The 22,479-nt window shown below is 43.1% G+C and carries 26 protein-coding genes and 5 tRNA genes; 4 read left to right on the forward strand and 27 right to left on the reverse strand.

Going from position 1 to position 22,479, the window contains the following annotated elements:
- Positions 1-18: 18 nt before the first annotated feature.
- The 12 genes from MKY63_RS04645 to MKY63_RS04700 form a co-directional block, all read right to left on the reverse strand.
- A complete protein-coding gene (locus MKY63_RS04645; RefSeq protein ID WP_339811727.1) occupies positions 19-2,247 on the reverse strand; it encodes a hypothetical protein in 2,229 nt (742 codons plus the stop codon).
- Positions 2,248-2,274: 27 nt separating this feature from the next.
- Positions 2,275-2,946 (reverse strand): TadE family protein, encoded by a 672-nt coding sequence (locus MKY63_RS04650; protein WP_339811729.1) that lies wholly within the window; start codon positions 2,944-2,946, stop codon positions 2,275-2,277.
- Positions 2,943-3,131, reverse strand: a complete 189-nt coding sequence (locus tag MKY63_RS04655) for a Flp1 family type IVb pilin (protein ID WP_036681690.1) — start codon at positions 3,129-3,131, stop codon at positions 2,943-2,945. Before MKY63_RS04655 ends, MKY63_RS04650 begins: the two co-directional genes overlap by 4 nt.
- 13 nt (positions 3,132-3,144) lie before the next feature.
- A complete protein-coding gene (locus MKY63_RS04660) occupies positions 3,145-4,017 on the reverse strand; it encodes a type II secretion system F family protein (protein ID WP_038569107.1) in 873 nt (290 codons plus the stop codon).
- A gap of 13 nt (positions 4,018-4,030) precedes the next feature.
- Entirely contained in the window at positions 4,031-4,834 is an 804-nt protein-coding gene (locus MKY63_RS04665) for a type II secretion system F family protein (protein WP_076296847.1), read from the reverse strand.
- A gap of 29 nt (positions 4,835-4,863) precedes the next feature.
- Positions 4,864-6,096, reverse strand: coding sequence for a CpaF family protein (locus tag MKY63_RS04670; protein ID WP_076224663.1), 1,233 nt, complete (start codon positions 6,094-6,096; stop codon positions 4,864-4,866).
- On the reverse strand, positions 6,089-7,252 hold the full coding sequence (locus MKY63_RS04675) for a hypothetical protein (RefSeq protein ID WP_051491201.1): 1,164 nt from the start codon (positions 7,250-7,252) through the stop codon (positions 6,089-6,091). Before MKY63_RS04675 ends, MKY63_RS04670 begins: the two co-directional genes overlap by 8 nt.
- Before the next feature lie 185 nt (positions 7,253-7,437).
- Positions 7,438-7,872 carry a DUF6526 family protein gene (locus tag MKY63_RS04680; RefSeq protein WP_036681683.1) on the reverse strand — a complete coding sequence of 145 codons (435 nt, stop codon included), beginning with the start codon at positions 7,870-7,872 and terminating at the stop codon, positions 7,438-7,440.
- A gap of 31 nt (positions 7,873-7,903) precedes the next feature.
- The gene (locus tag MKY63_RS04685) at positions 7,904-8,815 is read right to left on the reverse strand and encodes a copper amine oxidase N-terminal domain-containing protein (RefSeq protein WP_076224657.1); all 912 of its coding nucleotides are present in this window, start codon (positions 8,813-8,815) and stop codon (positions 7,904-7,906) included.
- 79 nt (positions 8,816-8,894) lie between these two features.
- Complete coding sequence (locus MKY63_RS04690; protein WP_038569098.1) at positions 8,895-9,314, reverse strand: thiol-disulfide oxidoreductase DCC family protein; 420 nt, start codon at positions 9,312-9,314, stop codon at positions 8,895-8,897.
- Between the two features lie 94 nt (positions 9,315-9,408).
- Positions 9,409-9,687 (reverse strand): hypothetical protein, encoded by a 279-nt coding sequence (locus MKY63_RS04695; RefSeq protein ID WP_036681678.1) that lies wholly within the window; start codon positions 9,685-9,687, stop codon positions 9,409-9,411.
- 190 nt (positions 9,688-9,877) lie between these two features.
- Positions 9,878-10,300, reverse strand: a complete 423-nt coding sequence (locus tag MKY63_RS04700; RefSeq protein ID WP_036681676.1) for an organic hydroperoxide resistance protein — start codon at positions 10,298-10,300, stop codon at positions 9,878-9,880.
- 180 nt (positions 10,301-10,480) lie between these two features.
- Between MKY63_RS04700 and MKY63_RS04705 the strand changes: the two genes are divergently transcribed.
- Entirely contained in the window at positions 10,481-10,960 is a 480-nt protein-coding gene (locus MKY63_RS04705) for a glutathione peroxidase (RefSeq protein ID WP_036681674.1), read from the forward strand.
- Positions 10,961-11,132: 172 nt separating this feature from the next.
- On the forward strand, positions 11,133-11,642 hold the full coding sequence (locus MKY63_RS04710) for a GyrI-like domain-containing protein (protein WP_076224655.1): 510 nt from the start codon (positions 11,133-11,135) through the stop codon (positions 11,640-11,642).
- A 67-nt stretch (positions 11,643-11,709) separates the two neighbouring features.
- On the opposite strand, the gene MKY63_RS04715 is transcribed toward MKY63_RS04710, so the two are convergent.
- Both MKY63_RS04715 and MKY63_RS04720 read right to left on the reverse strand, forming a co-directional pair.
- Positions 11,710-11,792 (reverse strand) — tRNA-Leu (locus MKY63_RS04715).
- A gap of 88 nt (positions 11,793-11,880) precedes the next feature.
- A complete protein-coding gene (locus tag MKY63_RS04720; protein ID WP_036681672.1) occupies positions 11,881-12,246 on the reverse strand; it encodes a helix-turn-helix domain-containing protein in 366 nt (121 codons plus the stop codon).
- A 227-nt stretch (positions 12,247-12,473) separates the two neighbouring features.
- Between MKY63_RS04720 and MKY63_RS04725 the strand changes: the two genes are divergently transcribed.
- On the forward strand, positions 12,474-13,097 hold the full coding sequence (locus MKY63_RS04725) for a hypothetical protein (RefSeq protein WP_051491199.1): 624 nt from the start codon (positions 12,474-12,476) through the stop codon (positions 13,095-13,097).
- An 87-nt stretch (positions 13,098-13,184) separates the two neighbouring features.
- Here MKY63_RS04725 and MKY63_RS04730 read toward each other — a convergent pair.
- The 13 genes from MKY63_RS04730 to MKY63_RS04790 form a co-directional block, all read right to left on the reverse strand.
- Positions 13,185-13,267: transfer RNA gene (locus MKY63_RS04730), tRNA-Leu, on the reverse strand.
- A gap of 6 nt (positions 13,268-13,273) precedes the next feature.
- Positions 13,274-13,345 (reverse strand) — tRNA-Glu (locus MKY63_RS04735).
- A 139-nt stretch (positions 13,346-13,484) separates the two neighbouring features.
- Complete coding sequence (locus MKY63_RS04740) at positions 13,485-14,675, reverse strand: ABC transporter substrate-binding protein (RefSeq protein ID WP_339811738.1); 1,191 nt, start codon at positions 14,673-14,675, stop codon at positions 13,485-13,487.
- Between the two features lie 71 nt (positions 14,676-14,746).
- Positions 14,747-15,448, reverse strand: a complete 702-nt coding sequence (locus tag MKY63_RS04745) for an ABC transporter ATP-binding protein (RefSeq protein WP_339811741.1) — start codon at positions 15,446-15,448, stop codon at positions 14,747-14,749.
- A 6-nt stretch (positions 15,449-15,454) separates the two neighbouring features.
- Positions 15,455-16,237 carry an ABC transporter ATP-binding protein gene (locus MKY63_RS04750; protein WP_339811743.1) on the reverse strand — a complete coding sequence of 261 codons (783 nt, stop codon included), beginning with the start codon at positions 16,235-16,237 and terminating at the stop codon, positions 15,455-15,457.
- Entirely contained in the window at positions 16,206-17,174 is a 969-nt protein-coding gene (locus tag MKY63_RS04755) for a branched-chain amino acid ABC transporter permease (protein WP_339811745.1), read from the reverse strand. Before MKY63_RS04755 ends, MKY63_RS04750 begins: the two co-directional genes overlap by 32 nt.
- A gap of 11 nt (positions 17,175-17,185) precedes the next feature.
- The gene (locus tag MKY63_RS04760; RefSeq protein ID WP_076106953.1) at positions 17,186-18,091 is read right to left on the reverse strand and encodes a branched-chain amino acid ABC transporter permease; all 906 of its coding nucleotides are present in this window, start codon (positions 18,089-18,091) and stop codon (positions 17,186-17,188) included.
- 471 nt (positions 18,092-18,562) lie between these two features.
- Positions 18,563-19,024 carry a DinB family protein gene (locus MKY63_RS04765; protein ID WP_339811750.1) on the reverse strand — a complete coding sequence of 154 codons (462 nt, stop codon included), beginning with the start codon at positions 19,022-19,024 and terminating at the stop codon, positions 18,563-18,565.
- Between the two features lie 400 nt (positions 19,025-19,424).
- Positions 19,425-20,030: a class I SAM-dependent methyltransferase gene (locus MKY63_RS04770; protein ID WP_036681653.1), complete on the reverse strand. Its 606-nt coding sequence runs from the start codon at positions 20,028-20,030 to the stop codon at positions 19,425-19,427.
- A 77-nt stretch (positions 20,031-20,107) separates the two neighbouring features.
- A complete protein-coding gene (locus MKY63_RS04775; protein WP_076106957.1) occupies positions 20,108-20,554 on the reverse strand; it encodes an oxidoreductase in 447 nt (148 codons plus the stop codon).
- A gap of 174 nt (positions 20,555-20,728) precedes the next feature.
- Positions 20,729-20,817 (reverse strand) — tRNA-Ser (locus MKY63_RS04780).
- A gap of 7 nt (positions 20,818-20,824) precedes the next feature.
- A tRNA-Asn gene (locus MKY63_RS04785) sits at positions 20,825-20,900 on the reverse strand.
- A 143-nt stretch (positions 20,901-21,043) separates the two neighbouring features.
- A complete protein-coding gene (locus MKY63_RS04790) occupies positions 21,044-21,796 on the reverse strand; it encodes an MBL fold metallo-hydrolase (RefSeq protein WP_339811752.1) in 753 nt (250 codons plus the stop codon).
- Between the two features lie 129 nt (positions 21,797-21,925).
- Here MKY63_RS04790 and MKY63_RS04795 point away from each other — a divergent pair, with 129 nt between their 5' ends.
- Positions 21,926-22,354, forward strand: a complete 429-nt coding sequence (locus tag MKY63_RS04795; RefSeq protein WP_339811753.1) for an Lrp/AsnC family transcriptional regulator — start codon at positions 21,926-21,928, stop codon at positions 22,352-22,354.
- Positions 22,355-22,479 lie beyond the last annotated feature (125 nt).

The raw sequence follows: 22,479 nt of genomic DNA on the forward strand, positions 1-22,479 counted from the left end.
CTCCTTACCAACCTCCCGCTAATAAGAATAATCAGCTTTTACTGCCCTCAGATACTTATTCCCTTGTACCCCTCCCGGAAAACCAGCAGTATAATTCAACATTTTAACTACACCTGGCAGAAACCATAACTGCATTTGGAGCTTAATGTCCGATGATACATAGGTGTTTCTTTCCTCTGGATTTATTCCTGTGTTCAGTTGAATCAGAGCCAGCATCCGCGATAGCTGCAATTCCCCGCCTCCATGCATTATCATGAACAGTCGCAGATGATCACGGTAAGTCAGCTGCGCCGGCATATATTTAGATAAAGGAATCGCATCCTTCTCACAAAGCTGCAACATATCCTGAATGGCATGCTGGATTCCATACAACAGTGCCGCCGCTAGAACAGCCAGTGGATTTCCCAAGGTTGCCTTCTCTATAAAACCTTCCATAGTGCGAATGGACAACCTCATCGCGAATATTTCGGCATAGGCTGCGGCCACATTCCCCGCGGGATTATGAAATCCGTATAAAATGTATTCCAGCTCCTGAGCGCGAGGATCAAGCTGATCTGTGAGCTCACTAGTGTCTTCCAGAGAATTCAGTGCCAGACTAGCTAACTTTGAAACATCAAAATGCTGAAAATAAAGCGCGGAATACTCCGTTTGAAAAAGCCTGTCTCTAGCGCCCCCCATAATGCCACTCATTGCTGCATAAATCCCGTCAATATCCTTCATCGCCGAACTTCCAGCAGCATAGGGATCTGAGGATACTTCAGATTTATCAGAGGATTGAGACTCCAATCCGTTGTTAAATGAAACATTGTCCTCATAAAATTGATGAAGGATTTGATAACGTTCCATCGAAGCTGCCGCTCCGCTACCTAGCATTCTAATTTTGTCCAGCAGTGCTCTAATCTCGCCCAGCTTGGATTTGGCTTCCCACTCTACTTGCTTACGTGCTTTATCCGAGCTGCGATGCTGTTCAAGAAAAGCCAAATCACTAGCGATAACACTTCCCTTCTTACCGTATTTTTTATAATAGTTGTCCACTACATGCGAAGCCCCTAGAACAGAGGAAATCATTTGGTAGGAATCGCCGTTGACTCCCAAAGCTTCATGCAGCTCTGCTGACAATCCTGTTACCGTCGGTTCAATGGATTCGTACACACTTTGTTGCATAAATAAACTATTCTCCATACTACTAATGTCAGCCGAAGAGAGGATCAAGGCATCTTCCTGTTCATGCAGCTTTTTAAGTGGCTCAGCACTTATTTCCCCTGAACTTCCCGGAATATCCCAGTCTTTAGCAGGATCGTCCGCCAGATTTACGCCACTTATTCGGGAAGCTGCCAAAACATCTCTCATCTCGTCATTCAATTGCTGCGCCTTGTTTAACGCATCCTTCGCTTCCACCATTGATTGTCCATGTTCTTCACGAAAGGTTGTTAATAAGGCTGGGAGCCGCGATAACATTTCTGAAGTTCGGCTCTGATAAAGTGCTAACTGATAAGTGTACTTTGCAGGCTTTTTACTATCATGATACAGATCGTCGTAATATTTCCCGAGATAGTCACTATACTGTGCTGGTATATCCGCGGCTGCTTGCATGCTTCCGAGCGAATGGGCCGAGATAGAATCCCCGGGCGGATTCATAATCCATAGCAGTATTCTTCTTCCACTCTCCGCCGCTTGGCTTCTCCTCTCTAACATTAGATCCAAATTCTCTTCACGTTCATCATATAAAGGTTGCAGCTTACTAAGTAATTCGGTAGCTCTTGAGGCCTCTGCCATTACGCCTGACAGCGGTTTGAATTTACCTGCCAGCTCCAAGGCGAAATCTACCGGAGCCTTATACTTCATCTCTTCCAGTATTTGATGACGAAAAACATCATAACTTCCCAGCGGCCGGCTCCATTCCAAGGAGGAGGATTCCAGTGCAAAGGGTAAGAGATTGAACGTATCCCCCCGCCCACTTTTATGCAAATTTTCGTTGAGCACTTTGGACAGCAGCATATCTCCATTGCTATCACCAAATGCAAACAAACCGTACTTCTCTCGTAATTCAACATGATATGAAGACATAACAGAGCGGACACTGGCTCTCGCTAATCGTTCCTCCTGAACGTTGAACGCAGCAATTCGCGCATAATCAATCAGCACAGCAGTAAAAAGAAAGACGAAAGCCAGCACCATGATTAGAAAAATTGTAACTGAGCCTTCTGTTTTGCCCTTAGCAGGACAACCGGTAAATTTACTTTTCATTAAAACCCCCTCCCTTGAGCAGAGATTTTACTTATCCTGAAGCTTGGTCAGCATAGCAGAAGCATCCTTCTTATCCATGTAAACTGCTGATCCACTGCCCTCAGGGCCCCCTTTAAATTTAGCTCCGAAATAACGCATCAGGTCGACCGTACGAATAAACTCAACAGGCTCAACAATGATAGACTGGGCTTCAACAGTTGGTTTAGCCTCATCCGATAGAACCTTATCAAGCACAGGTAAGCTCAGCAGACGGTTTAACTCAGCACTTACTCTCCGTCCTGTAAGGCTGTGAGTATAACGCATAGTTCCTGGCATATTGTCCGGAATCATGGTAGACGAATGGCCCAGTTTAAGCACTGGCAAATCACCCTTATCTGATACTTCACCGGGCAACTCTATTGTCACGCCAGCACTGCCAGCTTCTGCACCGAATAATGAGGCTAGCAAGGCATCATCCCCAATTCTCCAATAAAGGGAGTCATACTCACCAGCCATGTAAGAACCAGAGACCTCCTTGTGACTGTTGTCCCAGTTGTAAGCCGCCCGCTCAGTAGCTCCTGAGGCCACTTGCAACAGCATGGACTTCTGATAGCTATACAAGCAAAAAAACAAAAGAAGCATCGTAATAAACATGACGATCGGCAACAGAAGTGAAGCTTCAATGGTAAAGCTGCCTTGATCACCCTTAAGCTTGTTCAATCGAATACTTCCTGGCTCTTTTCACCCGCCGTTTTAATTAAGGCTTCTACTACCTCTTGAATTTTGTCCTTAAACAAAAGAACAACCGCAATCAAGACAGCAATAATCAAAATCATCTCCAAAGTTCCTAACCCTTCCTCGTCTTCCCAAAAGTTCTTCATACTGTCCAACATTGTTGATACCATCAGCTTCAGCCTCCTACATTTTTAACATCAAAAATGCTGGCGTTCCCACCAGTACAATTACTATTAAAAAGATAACTACCATCGGAAAAACTAATTTGGAGGATGCCTGCTCTCCGCGCGTCCGGCTAAGTGCCTTTCGTTTATCCCACAGCATCCGCGACAGATCACGTAGCGATAGCACAAAATCCGCTCCACCTCTGCGATAATTCAGCAGAACTGTCGTTGTGAATACCGATACCTCCTGCACAGCGCATCTCTTGCTGAAATTTTCAAACGCCTGCTGGAAGGAATATCCGCCCTCCCATTCACTAGTCATAGTCATTAGCTCCTTATACAGAGGATGATTCGTATCCCCCCGGTGGCTTTCCACACAACGAATAATAGCTCGTTGCACGGTCTCTCCTGCGCCAACCAACAACACAATACTGTTCAGCAGCTCTGGCAATTCGAGCATAATATTCTGCTCCCTAACTCTCACCTTTTTGTGCAGATCACTGACCATAGCGGTTGGTAGAGCAATTGCCAAAAATACACCCAATGTCATACCTGCCTGTTCGCCACTAAATGCTGTAATCAAACTTCCACCTACAAGCAACAGCCAGCTGTAACTTATCATCTCACCCATGAACAGCAGGGTCCGCTCTGCGCTATAACGCATCCCATAACTGCGCTGTAGAGAACGCTGAATTCTGAACAGCAGTGAGGGAAACCGACTGGCGATACCACTCTTCTCAATAAGCAGTAATAACGGTTCGCCTAACTTCCGAAGCCGTAATCCTTCCATAGGAAGACTGCGTAACGCGACATATCTGTTGCCGCATTGAATTCGCAGTAAAACCCAGACTATCAGCAAAATAACAGTAACCACCGCACATAGCCAGCGCATGTTTTCACCCCCTTCACAGTGGAATGTCCATTATTTTAGTAGTCCAGAGATAACATAGGAATAAAGCAACAAGAGCTAATGTCGATATGGCTATACCCGCTCCTGTATACATTGGCTCCATATAATCTCCAGCCGTCAAACTCATAAACATCACCATGATCAGCGGAGATATCAGCAGTGCCTTAGCCTCAAATTTCTTCTGAGCAATACTTACAGCAATATCCTGCTGAATATCCAGCTTCTCACCGATAATCGTTGATGTACGGCGCACCACTTCTACAAGATCACCGCCAGTACGTTTACAGACCGAGAACACATCCGCGAATCGCTCGATGTCCTCCATTCCCGCTCTTACACTAAAGTTCCGCAGCGCTTCTTCCACAGGCTGTCCATATTCCATGCGTGCACAGATAATGTTTAACTCGGAGATCATATCACTGCTTCCCTCCGGGTCGAGCATACGTAAATCCTGAACCGCCTCTCGGAATGCATTCTCCACCGAACGCCCAGCTGAAAGGGAGGAAGACAGCGAAAATAACGTCTGCTTAAATTGTAAATTCAGTGCATTTCGACGTCTTTTCAGTAGATAGTTACGCAGTATATGCGGGGCATAAGCTCCGCCCGGCATAAGCAGCAACGACAACAGCCAATGATGATAAAAAAGATATCCAATTCCATACATCAGCAGTCCACCTGCAATAAGGGTCAGAATCCTCTGCAGCAAGGTCAATTCGTATACCTTATAATCTGGTAATAACGAAGGACCGTCAGGATCCGCTTCTACAGGCTTTGCAGCAACAAATTTAAACTTAAGCATGACCTCCCCCCTTCTGGAATTTTGAATCTCTATTGAGCCAATGGATAGGAGGTTACACCAGCCATCCTAAGCTTCGTTGTATGCAACAATGGGTTACCACAGGGAAGCAGCCCCCCTTGCACCCTTCCCTCTCGTTCACCAGCTTCTTGAAATTCATATAAGGGATTCAAGATCACTTCCCCGTCTTTCAACCCCGCAACCTCACTGATCTCCATCACCCGCCTGGAACGATCACGGAGACGGGATAAGTGTACAAAGATATCAATTGCCGATGAAATTTGCTGGCGAACAACAGCTACCGGAAGCTCCGCAGCACTCAGCACCATCGTCTCCAGTCGACTGACCATATCGTGTGCGCTGTTACTATGGCCCGAAGACAAGCTTCCATCGTGTCCGGTGTTCATCGCCTGTAGCATATCGAGACATTCCGCTCCCCGTACCTCCCCCACAACAATCCGGTTTGGGCGCATTCGCAGGGAAGTACGAATCAAATCCCGGATGGAAATCTCCCCTCTACCCTCCGTGTTGGCATTTCTGGTCTCCAGTGAAACAAGGTTCGGCACCGTAACAATCTGGAGTTCAGCGGAATCCTCTATCGTAATGACCCTCTCCTGTGGGGGGATATACTGAGATAACGCATTAAGAAATGTGGTCTTCCCAGAGCCGGTCCCGCCACTAATAAAAATATTGTATTTAGCAGCCACTAAGATTTGCAGCAGCTCTGCGGCTTCCAAGCTTAAGGCTTCACGACGGACTAAATCCTGCATCGTCATCGGTGTTTCAGGGAATTTACGAATGGTCATCGCCGGGCCCTTCAGAGCTACTGGCGGAAGCACGATATTTACACGCGATCCGTCTTTTAGCCGAGCGTCAACGATAGGAGAAGAGTCATTTACAACCCTGTTCACACCGGATACAACCGTCTGGATAATATCCTCTAACCTGCTGCTGGACTCAAATTCCAAATGAAGGCGACGAATCTGACCCTCCTCTTCTACAAAAATCTCAGTATGGCTGTTAATCATAATCTCAGTGATCGACGGATTATCCACTAAGGGCTGAAGCACATCCAACCCTCGAAAAGAATCGAACAATCTCTTCACGAGCTCATGTTTCTCCTGTGCTGTTAAATAACGCAGATTTTCGCTGTCCAAAATTGTCCTTTCAATATATTGGGTGAGTTCACGATTTCCAACTGCAGAAGTAACATCTAATCCTGCCCGGATGTCACTACGAAGTGCCTTAAACATTTCCTCATTCATGTAAACCCTTACCAGTGAATACTTGCGGAAGCGACGGTTCTATAATCTGCTTGCACAGCTGTAAGATCTCCCTTTGGAATTGTGGTGAGTTCAGAAAAAGCTCCTCACGATGCTGCAGTGTCCAAGATGGGATATATGGAAGTACACCTTCAACGGTTATCCCTTCGGGAGGTGCCCACACCTCCAAACCATCTGCAGCAAAATTCACTGCAAATCTACTTTTATCCATCACTTGGGAGGGCATACCAGAATTAGGAGCATTACAATGGGATAGCCATCTCATGGTCTTATGAATGCTTACCTCATCATTTCTAACTACCCACAATAGAATTCCGCATTTATGTAACACAGCTTTGGCACGTTCTTCTTCAATACTGCCGGTATCTACAATCACTACGTCAAAATTCCTTTCGGCAACCAACAGCCCCAATAAATCTAGCGTATCCTGCGTAGTCATCTGCAGCATTTCTTTTACATTAATAATTGGCCTAAATGCAGCGCTTCGAAGGTGATCATACCTGATGACGTATTGTCCCAAATCAATCGTATCGGCTCCGCCCTTATCTCGACTAGCTTTGATTTCATAAAGGAGCCGCTCTAGTCCAGGCGTATCCCCTGCAGGGGGGCGCAAAAATAATCCACTGCTGTCCACACTTTCAAGATTCAAATAAAATACCGAAAGCCCCATTTCACCTAGCTGCTTAGCCATATTCATAGCTACTGTGGTTTTGCCCGTGTTCCCGCTTGAGGAGACGATACCGAGCAGCAGCGTTTCATCTAATACAGAGGAACCTCTAGCTCGTTTCACTTCACATAGCTGAAGAAATGCTCCCAGCAGAGAAGGCAGCGCCTGATACTTCGCAATCATAATGCCTCCAGCCAAGCTCTTAGAACTCCTGCTAAGATAAGCACCCTCCTCACTCAAAACTGCCCAAGGCACCTTATTTCTTCCCTCCACAAGCCAAGCCTCGATAAAAGTAACGTCACCTACAACAGCATCCGGCATATCCTCTCCCCTCATAAATTCGATAAAAGCATCCAGCCGGCTAAAAGCCGTAATTCGCAGCATTTCTCCATACTCACTATGATGAAGATAGTGTAGCAATGGTTCGATATATTGGCTTTCACGCACTGCGAGTACAATCCTTGCCGCCATAAAACCTCTCTCCTTTCGTAAGAAATTTATAAATATTATCAAAAAAAAGACAGCAAAAAAGCACCGACAATAACCGTGGATACGGTACATTGAACGGTGCTTCCGTTACTATCCCTTTAATTTACAGCTATAGTAGCATATATATAAGAAGGCAGCAATAAGTTTTTTCGCACATCAAGTGGTTTTTAGACTCTCATCGTATCTTCGCGCCAATTCTTGATGGCAGACCGGATATCGGCAGGACTAAGCTTTTCCTTCACCGCCCGCTGACATAGTGCCGGAAACTCTTCATCTCCTGCATACCGAAGCGCAATAATCTGAGCTAATTCAAGCTCTGGATTTAATGCTTCACCTGTCAATCGGAAATACCGAAACTGCTCCTCCACCCTCACTACTCGATCCTGATTTTTTGTCGCATAAATTCGAATTCGAGTAATCGCAAATAACAGGCATAGAGATAAACCAAATAATAGCAAGGGCACTGTTAAAGCACCATCATCACGTAACACCTGAACGACATAAATTCCCGACCATACAAATATAATCAGCGCAAGCGGCATAGTTACAAAATGATAAGGCCAATCAAAACGCATAAAACCTTTAGGTTTCCCCTTATTCATAATTCATCTCCATATTTATTTGACTTATATATTACTGAAGCTTGGTCTCTCCAGGTATAGCCACGACAAATGGTTTTCTAGTATCGTCCCAAGTCAGAGACTGTCCTGAAACTTTAGTAGTTCCATCCGCATGAACCATTCCATAAATAATCTGACTTCCCCAAACACTCGTATAAAAAGAGGCATAAGATGGAGCTAGAACAGGTGCTTTACCATATTCCTTCGCAACTGGGTAACCGAATATCGCGGTAAAATCTTTATTTGTAGCCTCTTTGGACATATCCAGATCAGCTTCCCAAACTACTTTTACAATATTATCCTTGATCTCATAATACTTTACGAAATGTCCATACATTATAAAATAACCATCAGATCTGCCTTCAGGAAAATAATACGTCATGGACAATGCTTCATTATCACCCGTCAATTTGGAGGGTTCTCTTTCTTCAACCGGGAATTGCAAAGCAGCTATGCGGGAAACAACTAAGTCATTACTATTATAATTCTGCACAAGTTTAGCATTGGCCCGTTCCTGAACCCAGACTGTATTCGTAGCAGCATCTACTGTTACTCTCGCTCCAAGAGCCTCCGCAATAAATCGCAGGGGTACCGCTACTCTTCCATCCACTATTTTGGCCGATACATCCAATTGTACAGCTTCCGAGTTCTTCCAAGCCGTCCGTGAACCAACCGTAAGCTTAATCTTCATAGAATCTCTAGCAATCGTAGCTTGCTTGGTATTGGCATCCCATTGAATAGAAGTATTCTTGAATCTTTCAAAAGCTTTCAGCGGAACCAGCGTCTTCCCCGACACGATTTGCACACCAACATCCACACTTGAATTGTTCACCATAATACGAAGCTTGGGGGCAGCTGAGGCCGTACCGATCATACTTAAAGATAACAACATGACTATAAAAAGCAGAAGCCCTTTCCGTTTCACTATTCGTTCACCCCTAGTCATAATATGAAAAAACTATACCAATTTATAGTTTCATTATAACATTCTCCCAGATTATGGTTTACAAAAATCTCCGTTTGATCTCTGGGGTAGGGAGCATACACTGCTCATCACGTCCGAACCAACGATAGCGGTTCTTAGCTACATACCGATAAAGGGCATTGCGCAATGGGCGTGGTACTAAGATGAACACGTATGCGGCAGGCCAAGGAAATCTCAATTTACGGGCAATTCTTAGCACAGCGGCCGACTCTGTATAATACACTCCGTTCTCCAGTAAAATCACCGTGTTTAATTGTCCAGGCTGAAGTCCGGACTCTTTCATTAGATTTGCCGCAATCTCATTCTGTAAAGGTGCGAATAGAAATTTAGCCTCGGGGTCACGCGGGATAATGAAACGAACTACCCCCTGGCAAAGATGACACACTCCGTCTATCAATACAATGGACTTATCTTTCATAAGGTTCAGTTCTTCGTTCATGGCTCCCCCTCCGTCTTAAAGGCGTAAATTTCTGCTTTTTTGGGTAAACAAAAACGCGGGATATCCTCCCGCGCCATCAAGTGCCGTTCTTTAATTATTCTGCGATTGCTTTCTCAATCCATTGATCCCCGATCATTTGCCCTTCGAAATCAGCAGTGAATGCCTCCATGCATTTGCAGATGAAATCTTTGCGGCAAATTGGACATGGAGTTTTAAGCAGGCGGCTGATGTTCGTCATTTTCCATTCCGGAAACCGATGATAAAACGCGCGGCACTCCGTTCCATCAGCAAGCTTGATAATGAACTCGTACAATCCTTCCTTATCGTTGCTGCTGGCTTTGGTCACATTCGTAATATTCGGTCTGTAAGACATCTTCATCACCCATTATTTAAATTTTTGGTTGTAAATTGCACACGCAGGCACATTCTCAGATACTTAGACATATTAAAGAATTTTAAGGGTGATGTCAACCAAAGACGCCTAACACGGCAGCTATTTATTACTCTTTTATGATTTACGTCTCTATTTAGCCATTATTTCCATAAAATATATACAGATACATTTAATCAACAATCTTTAATTCAACCTCGATATTACCTCTGGTTGCTTTGGAGTAAGGACAGAATTCGTGAGCCTTCTTCGCCAGTTCCTCTGCTTTGTCATGCTCAATCCCTGGCAGCTTCACATCCATTCTCACAGCTAGTCTAAAGCCTCCATCACTGTCATCCTTCCCAATGGACACATTACAAGTTACCTCCACGTCATGGAGTTTCACGCCCTCTTTACGAGCGATATTCGCTAGTGCACTCTCGTAACACGCTCCATAACCAGCCGAGAATAATTGCTCTGGATTGGTACCAGAACCTCCCGGTCCTCCAAGCTCTTTAGGCATGCTTAGATTATGCTTTAACACGCCATCCGAGGATTCAATGGAGCCTTCACGACCGCCATGGACTGTTGTAGTTGCTGTGTATAATGCTTTCATGAGTCATCTTCTCCTTCATCAAGCTGTATTGGTCATGCTCATACTTTATACTTTAAACAACAGGTATGATTTGAAACGAAGATGAGGAATGATTCATAATACTTTCTTATTTGGCTCCAGACCATAAATAGTGTACAATTAAATTGTTAAAAACTTAAATTAACTATGGAGGTGTCATCCATGAGTATTTATGATTTTGAGGTCAACACTCTTAAGGGTGAAGAGGAATCATTGTCAAAGTACAAAGGTAAAGTACTCCTGGTTGTGAATACTGCCAGCAAATGTGGATTTACTCCCCAGTATAAAGGTCTTCAGGAAGTGTACGAGAAGTTTAAGGACCGCGGGTTCGAAGTATTAGGATTTCCAAGCAATCAATTTGCTGGACAAGAGCCTGGCGAAAGTGATGAAATTGCGGAATACTGCGAGATTAATTATGGGGTAACCTTTCCTATGTTCGAGAAGATTGATGTAAAAGGTGATGAAGCACATCCATTATTCAAATACTTATCTAAGGAAGCCCCTGGTGTCTTAGGCTCAAAAAACGTGAAATGGAACTTTACGAAGTTTCTAGTTGACCAAGATGGCCGTGTTCTAAAACGGTTTGCTCCTAAAACCACTCCACAGCAGATCGAATCCGATATTTCCAAGCTTTTAAAATAATTCTTTAGTAAAAGGATACTCACCACATCACACAGCCCCCCCCTGTTGTTATGCGGTAAAGTATCCTTTTCAACTTGAAAGAACGTCATAATATCGCTATATATCAGCACCCTTTAATCTCTTGGAATATTTTATAATATTGTTGGAATATTTTTTCTGGGAGGGATAATCGGTGACTGTTCAACTGCTTGATATACCCGAACTAAATGTTATTGGCTGGGCAAATGTAAACTCATCCGGGGAGCCATACGCGAATCTTTGGGAATATGTTTTTGGCGAGCTGGATATTGATGCAAAATTTGATGCTATACCCACAAAAGTTCAAAGCAGCGGTTGTTATCTCGGTCTATTTCAGAATCGTACGTCCGTGCCTAAATTGTGGGAGCATACCGCATGGGATACTGATTTTTTCCTTGGTGTTGAAGTCGAGCAGTTAGATTGTATCCCTGAAGGCCTTGTTCATAAGAAAATTTCTGCGTCTACCTATGCTATATTTACTGCAAACGGTTTCCCTCAGTTGGCTTTTCAACACACCTGGAATTATATACATAATGAATGGCTGCCGGATTCCGGTTATAAGTTCAACCCAGATGGAGTCTTTTACATCCAATACACGGAAAAGTCCGGTCCGGATGATGAAGGATTCGAAGCCAATCTATGCGTGCCGCTTGTAAAGAAGTAGGTTATGTGATTGAGGAATGTACAAAAAAAGAAGCCTTGCATCGCAAGGCCTCTTTCTTCATTCTGTATGCGGTAGAGAGGACTCGAACCTCCACGGGTATACACCCACTACCCCCTCAAGATAGCGTGTCTGCCATTCCACCACTACCGCGCGGTGTGTTAAACATAGAACATAAATTTGTTTGAGGTCAACATTCATTATTATAAATGTACTTTTCTCAAAAGTAAAGATGCAGATTTTAAGATTCTTCGTCGACCATTTTCTGTTTACGATATTCAGCAAAAGCTATATATTCCTTGATAAAATTCTTTTCTGCTGGAAGTAATTCATCTACTCGGCTTTCCGATAGCTGAACATCACTCAAATCATAGTCTACGCCGCTCTCTCGTACAGTATCCGGTGTATCTTTGCCGAGAATAAGCCAGTCCAGACTAACATGAAAAAAATCACCGATCTCAATCAGCTTATGTGTTCCTGGAGTAGTCTTCCCCCGCTTCCAATCTCCCATATTACCTGTGCTGATATTTAACTGCTCACAGAATGATTTTTTGGTCAAACCTTTCTGCTTAATCAGGTATTCTATACGTTCGTATATGGTCTGCATCGGTGAATCGCCCTCCATCTAAAAATAAATTACTTATTTACGTAATTTCCTATTGCAAAATAACGTAAAAAAGTATATAATTAGTATTGTTATGTATTATCCGATTATATCATATGGCTGGAGTGACGATAAGAGGCGACTCAGGTGACAAGTATCTGTTAGAATACCGTCTGGCCCCCTTTGTTAACTTATCATCCTGAATGATCTCTAGGAGGGAGCGGTGACTTTTGTCAAAATGCTTATCATCTTCCATTATCCATTCACTTGAAGCTTTACCGCACAATGCGGTGGTGATCAACAGTCATGGGATTATCCAGTTCACCAACAGTAGGTGGAAGGCCTTTAGTCATGAATATGGTCTTTCTACTAATAAGAAATGGATTGGTGCGTATTACTCAGAGCTCATGCAAGATGTGATTATCGATCCCGATCAATGGGCCAAGCTTTATGAATCAGTGAAATATATACTCCGCAGAGAGCATCAGGTTTATACTTCCGAATTCTCCATACAAACCGCTAATAAAGGGAAACGAATCTTCCGTTTGGAGATCTATCCATTTCTCTCAGATCCGCACCCAGAAGCCACTTTTATAATTTCACTATATGATGTGGGCCCCTATAAAGAAGAACCTCTTCATCCGGAGATCATAAACCTCCGTTCAACCTTACCATCATCTTTTGAGCTAATCCCAATCTGTGCTTCCTGTAAATGTATTCGTAATCCCAAGGATGAATGGATCACCATTGAACATTTCTTAAAGCATCAGCTTTCTTTGCAATTCACCCATGATATCTGCCCAGACTGCATAAGACAGCTCTATCCCCAGTATGCTGGGGCTTTTAAGAGATGACCTGAGGCCACTGAATTTCACTTCTGATCTTATAAAAAAAAGTAAGAAATCCTCTGCGAACAAAGGGTTTCTTACTTTTTATTTGTATGCGGTAGAGAGGACTCGAACCTCCACGGGTATACACCCACTACCCCCTCAAGATAGCGTGTCTGCCATTCCACCACTACCGCATAATATGACCCGTATGGGATTCGAACCCATGTTACCTCCGTGAAAGGGAGGTGTCTTAACCCCTTGACCAACGGGCCATGCTTTACAAGTTATTTTCTTGTCACAACAAAAATGAGTATATCAAACCATAAGAATTTTGACAAGCCTTTTTTCAAAAAAAAGTTTAAACTAAAAGAAACGCGCACCAATAAAGGTACGCGCCTCTAATCACAACGCTTATGGATTTACTTTTGCCTCAAAGGTTTGTACTCCATCTACAAATTTTAGCACCACAGCTGCTTTTACCGGGTCATGCGTTTCATTCATTGTGATTTTACCCGTGGCCAGTAGTAAATCCTTCGTCCCCGCCAGTGCAGCCTTCAGCTTCTCAGGTTCTGTGGAGTCTGCACGTGTAATCGCGTCTGCCACTAGTTTCACAGCATCATATCCAAGCGCAGCCATCCCATCTGGAACAAGATCACCGTTAGCAGCCTTGAAGGCATCTACGAACGATTTTACTTCTGGCGAGCTATCTTCAGGTGAATAGTGATTGGACATAAACGTATTGTTTAGGGCATCCGCTCCGGCAATCTCAGCCAGTTGAGGTGAATCCCAGCCATCCCCGCCCATAAACGGAACGGTGATCCCCATTTCGCGAGCTTGCTTTACGATTTTGCCGACCTCCTCATAATAGCCTGGAAGATAAATAACATCGGGATTAGCTTCTTTAATACGTGTTAATACAGCTTTAAAATCAGAATCTTTTTGTTGATAGGATTCTTCACTTAAGATAGAGCCACCGTTCTTAGTAAACGTTGCTTTAAAGAAGGTCTGCAGCCCTTTGGAATAATCGCTTGAAGCATCCGTATAAATAACAGCCGTCTTCGCTTTAAGTGTATCCTTAGCAAAGTTAGCCATTACTTCACCTTGGAAAGGATCAATAAAAGAGGCCCGGAATACCCATTCGTTCAAATCTCCAGTACGTTCATCAACTGTCACTTTGGGATTGGTGGCTGAGGAGCTAACCAGCGGGATGCCTTTTTCTTGAGCAACGGGAACAATCCCGAGTGTATTCGTAGATGTAGTTGCACCGATAATAGCTACAACTTTATGGGTAGTAATCAGCTTTTGCGCTGCGCGTGTCGCCTCTTCCGACTTGGAGGCATTATCCGCTTCAATCAGTTCAAGTTTTTTGCCTAGTATTCCACCTGCGTCATTAATTTCTTTTACCGCCAGCTTTGCCCCTTTGAGTGCAGAATCACCGAAGGAAGCCTGGCCGCCTGTAAGCTCAAGGTCTGCTCCAATCTTGATGGTCCCTCCGCCAGCATTCCCACCTTCAGCAGTAGTGTTGTCTGTCTTGTTCCCACAGCCTGCCAGCAATCCACCAGCCAGTAACGCAGTCAGCAATATGGCCCCGATTTTCTTCATCCTCTTCCAGCCTCCCAAAATAAATAATTTATAGGTTCTTTCTGTGATGCTGTTATGAACTAGCCGATGAATTAATGTCCCAGATAAGCCATTCTGATCTCTTCCGAATCTGCAAATTCCTTGGCATCTCCCTCAAGCACCATTCTGCCCGTCTCAAGAACGTAAGCCCGATGAGCAATTTTAAGCGCCTGATGGGCATTTTGTTCTACAAGAAGCACTGTTGTTCCAGAGGCATTTACTTCCTGGATGATCCGAAAAATATCCTGAACGAGTAATGGAGCAAGCCCCATCGAGGGTTCATCTAATAATAAAAGCTTGGGATGCCCCATCATCGCACGCCCCATAGCAAGCATCTGCTGCTCCCCGCCGGATAATGTGCCGGCAAGCTGTTTTTTTCTTTCTAAAAGACGCGGGAAGGTGGAGTAGACCTTGGCAAAATCAGCAGCTAAGCTGCCCGAATCTTGTAAAAAAGCTCCTAGCTCCAGATTTTCTTCCACAGACATATTAGCAAATACACGCCTGCCTTCCGGACAATGAATAAGCCCCTGTTTTACGATGGCTTGAACACTCTGATTCGTAATAGATTTATCCATGAAATCTATACTGCCTGTTTTGGGTTTCAGCAGTCCCGAAAGCGTCTTAAGCAATGTGGACTTGCCTGCTCCATTTGCGCCGATTAGAGTTACAATCTCGCCTTCTTTTACATCCATACTTAAATCCTTCAAGGCATGAATAGCCCCATAATATACATTGATCCCCTGTACGCTAAGCATGGTCCACTACGCCTCCTGTCCCAAATAGGCTTCTATGACTTTGGGATGATTCCGTATTTCAACGGGCGTACCTTCAGCAATCAACATTCCGCGATCCAGCACATAAATCCGGTCACACACCCCCATAACCAGGGACATATCGTGCTCGATAAGCAGGATCGTCAGCTCAAACTCTTCACGGATCCAGGCAATAAGATTCATTAGATCCCGAGTTTCATTCGGGTTCATCCCTGCGGCTGGTTCATCCAATAGCAAAAGCTTAGGTCCTGCTGCAAGCGCGCGCGCAATTTCCAAACGCCTTTGATTTCCGTAGCTAAGATTCCCGGCACATTCATCACATTGATCGGCAAGATTAAATATTTTGAGAATATCCATAGCCTTTTGCGTAATTTCGTTTTCTTCTGCAAAATGCTTAGGCAGGCGGAGCATGGAAGTGAACATCGAATGTCTGGCATGCTGGTGAAATGCGACCTTAACGTTATCCAGCACCGTCATAGAGGTAAATAGACGGATATTCTGAAATGTCCGTGCTGCCCCTTTTCGGTTAATCCGATAAGGCTTCATCCCGCCTACTGCCTGATTGCTGAGGATAATATCGCCACTGGAAGGCGGGTATACACCTGTCAGCAAGTTAAAAAGGGTTGTTTTTCCTGCGCCATTAGGTCCGATGAGCCCAATCAACTCGCCTTTATTAATATGGAGGGATACCTCGTTAAGCGCCTTAAGTCCGCCAAATGCACGACTTGCTTGTTGAACATCAAGAAGCACTTCCACTGTTGATGCTGTCACTTGGTTTGACCTCCTTTTTAGACCATTTCAAGAAAGAAAAACCCGTGCTGCCAAGCAGCCCCTTAGGCCGAAAAATCATCATCAGAATTAGAATCGCCGAGTAAATAATCATCCGCAGCTCCGGATATTCCTGAAGCACCGTGAAGAGCACCGTCAGTACAATCGCACCCACGATGGCCCCGCTTGTACTTCCTAGTCCACCTAACACAACCATGACTAGAATTTCGAATGATTTTAGAAAATTAAAGCTTCCAGGATTGATGACGTAGAACTTATGAGCAGAGAGACCACCAGCTATCCCCGCAAATAATGCTCCAAGTGAAAAAGCAATGACTTTGTACAAAGTTGTATTAATCCCCATCGCTTCAGCAGCAATTTCATTCTCACGAATCGCTATACAAGCCCGGCCGTGAGTGGAACGTATAAAGTTATTAATCACAACAATCGTGACCAATGTGAACAGAAACATAATCGTCCAAGTCGTTTGATTAGGGATGCCGCTTAGGCCTGAAGCTCCGCCCACATATTCTGTATTGAGCAGGACAATCCGGATAATCTCACCAAATCCCAGCGTAGCAATCGCCAGATAGTCTCCATTCAGCCGCAAGGTCGGAATCCCGATAAGCACACCGAAAAATGCAGCAACCAGTCCAGAGATCACTAGCGCCAGCACGAATGGCATATCAAAGTTCAAAGTTAAAATGGAAGAAATATAAGCACCAATGGACATAAATCCAGCATGCCCGATTGAAAATTGCCCCGTTATCCCATTAATCAGATTCAAAGACACCGCCAGCATGACATTTATACAAATTAGAATTAGCGTAGACTCCATGACATCATCAAATATTCCCGTTGTTAGAAGAACTTGAATGACGATATATAGCATGATAGAAAAGACAATGCCTATCCAAAATGACTTGTTTATCTTCTTCATACGGCATCACCCTACACTTTCTCGCGGACATTTTTACCAAATAGCCCGGATGGTTTAAAGATAAGGATTAGGATGAGTACAGCAAATGCCACACCATCACGCCACGAAGAGTATCCCAGAGAAGAAACCTCTGTCTCGACTGTGCCCAGCAGAAGTCCCCCTACCAGAGCACCAGGAATACTGCCAATGCCACCTAAAACCGCAGCCACAAAAGCTTTAAGCCCCGGAAGTACCCCCATCATCGGATCCACTGAATTGTAAGTCATTCCGAAAATAACGCCTGCTGCTGCCGCAAGTGCAGATCCTATCGCGAAGGTGGCTGAAATGGTCCGATCTACATTAATCCCCATCAACCGTGCTGCTTCCATATCAAAAGAAACGGCCCGCATCGCTTTACCAATCTTTGTTCGGTGCACAATATACTGAAGGATGATCATCAAAATAACCGTCGTCCCCAAGATCATGATTTGATTGGAGTCCACCTGAATCGAGGAACCAAACAAGTTGTATTGCTGCTTATTAAGAATCTCCGGAAATCCTTTAGCCTGAGGACCAAGCACAAACACACCGCTGTATTCCAGCAAAAAAGAAACGCCAATTGCAGTAATCAACACAGCGATTCGCGAAGCTTTTCGTAGAGGTTTGTATGCTAGCCGTTCGATTGACATCCCCAGCAACGCACTGATTGTCATAGAGACCACCAATGAGATAAGTAAGACCAGGATCGGAGGAAGCCCTGCTGAAGCCAAGTACCTGGCACTGAACAATCCAATAAACGACCCAACCATAAACACATCCCCATGGGCGAAATTGATCAATTTAATAATCCCGTAAACCATGGTGTACCCAAGTGCGATCAGAGCATAGATACTCCCTACAGAAATCCCGTTAATTAACTGTTGAATGAAATACTCCATCGCCGTCCCCCAATCCCCATATTTATTTTTAAAAACACCTTTCTTTAGCTTACATTCATTTTCATCATTTTATGTCACTTATATTAACACAGTAATATACATGCGTCAGTAAAATTTGTGGTTTTTACTATAATATTCAATATTTTATGTTATATTACATAACATTTCGAGTTAATCCTTTGAGATGTATAAAGATAGAAAGTGGGTAAAGAGAAGAAAACAGGAGAATTATGGAGATTTTTAAAGTTTGATTTTCAGAGGGGGAGTCTTTGATTTTATCTACAGATTGCATTTAATGATAAATAATATAACATTTGTCTCTTTGGATATGTGTTTTTCGAGTTTATTATGAGTTACCGGTCAAGTTGTTTCTCTATTTTCGCGCAAAAAAAAGCTCAGTCCCACACAATAATCGAGTGAGAGAAAGCTAATTATGGTGGTCAGCTCCATTCTTTGCACTTCCGTCACGAGTCAATTACTCATCATTATCTTTTTTAATTCTTTAATCTGCGTCATATGATGTAGGTCATGCGATATAAAATCCTTTAAATAGGACTCAAAGGAAAACCTTCCGTCCACATATTTGTCTGAGTATTTCCCCTCTTCAAGACTACTTATACAATCTAATATTAAGTTACGATACTTCACAGTCAATTCTATTAATTCGTCTTTGGTTTTTGTTTGACCATATGTAACAGCATCATTATTGAATTGATCGAAATCAATAAGTTGAAGTGTTATCGCTTTATCGCATGCTATCGGTTCTATCGTCGATTCATAGAAGTATTTATCCCATAACAAAATATGACTAACAACATCATGAATGGTCCATTTTCCTTCAGCGATGGGTGTTTTCCAATCTAAATCAATAATTTCTAGAACAAATCCATTCCATTCCTTAAACTGATTTAGCAAATCTGATCTGTTATTCATTGGCACATCTCCTTTTTTTGATAAACACCAAAATTCTAACAAAATCTCTTTAATTCATTCCTATATAGTTCATAGTTCGCTTCATCGAAACATATAAAAACAATCTTATTTATTTCCGACTTATTATGAATCATTGAGTTATTTATAATTATATCCATCTGAAATCCCCCCCGAAGTATATTGGTTGCGAACAAGTATCAAGTGCTGATTGACATTCAAGCGGCTTAAATCACCCTAGGAAACAGTCGTTAGCATTAGACTCGTGGGGTTGTCCACCTGGCTAACTCTTCTTCAAACCTTTACCTTCTATCGAACCAACACCTCGTGGTCCACAGCGTGAACGTATTGTTCGCAGATATCTAGCTTTTTCGGAGCTACTAATATGTTCTTCAGCATCCAGCTATTTTTTATATATGTAATCGATAAATCCTTGTCGTATCCATTCACCTTCAAACTTTCTTTCCAGTACTCGATCTTCTTTGTATATTAACTGCAAATCATCAAACATAGAATCCGCCTCATGATAATCATAATAAGAGTGTATTACGAATTCATCATCTTCCATCTGTTCAAACTGATTATCCCCCAAATCAACTCCATCGCCGACTCGAAAATCCTTTAGGGTTAAAAAATTTACAAATAATAATCCATTAGGTTTTAGAACTCGTTTCATTTCATTTATCGCTTTTTTTACATCTTGTTTTCTCATATGAAAAATAGAGTTATACGAATACACAAAACTCATTGACTCATCACTTAGCGCCAACTGTCTCATGTCGCCTTGTTGTATATTTAGAATCTGTCCCCTTTCAGTTGCGAACTGATTAGCTCTTTTAATTTGTTCGTCATTCATCTCAATTCCGTTTGTACTGTATCCATAGTTCGCAAACAAACTTAGTGGAGGTGAATCCCCTCCCGCTCCGCAGTCTAATATGTTTTTTTCCATACCACTTTCATTGCATAATGCCAAAAATCTGTACAAGGGGATCTGCTTAAACAGTTCCATGTTGGTTCCACTCCTTTGATCATGTAGTAATTGAATTTACTCATAGATCTTTCCCATATAAATTATTTGAGCACATCTTATTGAATCCCCGCAGTTCCAAATGTCTCTCTAATAACTTTTTCGTATTCATCCCATTTAAAGCAAAAAGGGCCTATATCAATAGCCTTATTACCGGATTCTAATTTGAAATCTCTCCATATAATAAGATCCCCTTCTCTCTCAATAAACACTGATATAAAGCCACATTCTTCATCGCCACACCAGGGACAGACTAATATTGGGTACCTGCAGTACAAATATTCATGCATTTCGTTTAACAAAAAATAGTTAATCATTTTCCTTTGATGCTCTTCACTACCCCACCCGAGGGAAGGAACCCTATCATATTTTTTTAACATTTGGTAAAGAGATCTACCATCAATTATTACGTCGGCAAAAATAGTATTTTTATTTCCCTCTTGATCCGGATCAAAACTATCATATCGGCTTGACGGTTTTGTTTGTATTTGATTTATAGTTTTCATGCTCCTCCTTTAAACTCTTCACACTTATCAAATAAACATTCGATCCCTCCACACCATTCCCCTTCCAAAATATTGAATTCACCGTTTCTCAGAATCGCATATAGCAACCGAAAAATAAATTCACACAACAAAAAAGAGCTCCCAGAATGGAAGCTCTTCTTATGTAATTCAGAACGGAGAGAGTGGGATTCGAACCCACGCACCGCTTACGCAGTCTAACCCCTTAGCAGAGGGTCCCCTTATAGCCACTTGGGTATCTCTCCATGAAAATGGCTCCCCGAACAGGACTCGAACCTGTGACAACTCGATTAACAGTCGAGTGCTCTACCAACTGAGCTATCAGGGAACATTACAAGTGAACATGAATTAATTTATCATGATTTCAAGGTCTAGTCAAGCGGGCAAAATAATTTTTGTGATCGTTTTCAAATTTATGCTATGATTCGGCCGCTTGCTAGATTTTTTAAAGAGATTTCCATCCCTCTCCGACTATAGATTACACCATTCTCCATCCTGCGGAAGCTGTACCCGATCCCCCAACGATTCCTTCTCTAAATGAGCTTTTAGCTTATCTCGGGTAACCAAACAATGGTTAATGGCGTCCATGTGCACAGCAATCACTTTAGTAGAAGGAGCATATTCACATAGGTCTACGACATCGTGCTCATTCATTGTAATATGGCATCCGCTTAAAAACTGCGCACCACCAGCATTCACAACTGTCACCTCAGGTTTAAAAACGTCCAATGCCATTTTCACCTTATCACACCAAATCGTATCCCCAGCCACATATAGAACAGGTTCGCCTTCCGCCTGAAACACAAACCCGGATACCTTACCCATAAGTTTACCAGTCACTCCAGTGCCATGCCGTCCATCCGTACGTGTTATAGTTATTCCATTAAACGTCAGTGAATCGCTAATTTCCGTGGTATGCTCAAACCCCTGCTTCGCTAATTTATCTCCATCTCCTTCCTGACATAATAGTGGTAGATCATGCGGCAACAAAGAAATGGCAGCAGCATCCCAATGATCCTGATGAAGATGTGTGACAAGAATTGCATTAGGACTCAGCCATTGTTCTACGGCTCCCGGCAAAGAAACGAGCGGATTGCGGCGATCATTTTCAGTATTAAAAATAGGTGGATTAGCACCCTGTTCACTCAACATAGGATCAATTAAAAATGTACTGCCACCATACTCTAGCCATAGGGTCGCGTTGCGGATATGCTGTATTTTCATCGGAAGCCCTTCTTTCTTTCAGATATCTTCTGCTACAATTAATTATAGTTGGACCTTGAAACAGAATACATTGAGATTGGAAAGAGATTGGTCCTTTCTACTTTCACGCAGAAAGGATTTTAGATAATAATGAGCTCCTATTTTATAGATGATGTGGATTTTCGCATCCTGCAGCTTCTAATTGAAAATTCCACGATCAGTCACAGAGATATTGGGCAGCAAGTGCATATGACCGGTCAGGCTGTGGGCGCACGTATTCGCAAAATGCAGGACACCGGAGTGATTGAAGGCTACACGGTCCGCTGGAATCCGGATAAGGTTGGGGAGACTATTCATGCCTTTATTACTGTTTTTTTGGGTTCGAATACGGTTCACCCAGCCTTTCAGACATTCGCAAAGCAGCATGATAGTGTAAAAGAAATACATAGGGTCAGCGGAGAAGGCTGCTACTGGATACGTGTTCGTACCGGAAACCAAGAGGAGTTGAATAGCTTTCTCGACGAACTGCTGAAGTTCGGAAATTACAGAGTCAATCTATCGATGGGAAAACTGAAGTAAGGCTGCATCGGAATCGGATATGAAGCTACTATCGGACCCAGTTGACCTTATACTCAGCATAATCGCATATTTGGCATACTATCGGACCCCATTGCCTCTATTGGCACGAAAAACACCAAATATGA

This window comes from Paenibacillus sp. FSL R7-0189 (assembly GCF_037969925.1).
Lineage (GTDB): Bacteria > Bacillota > Bacilli > Paenibacillales > Paenibacillaceae > Paenibacillus_AQ > Paenibacillus_AQ odorifer.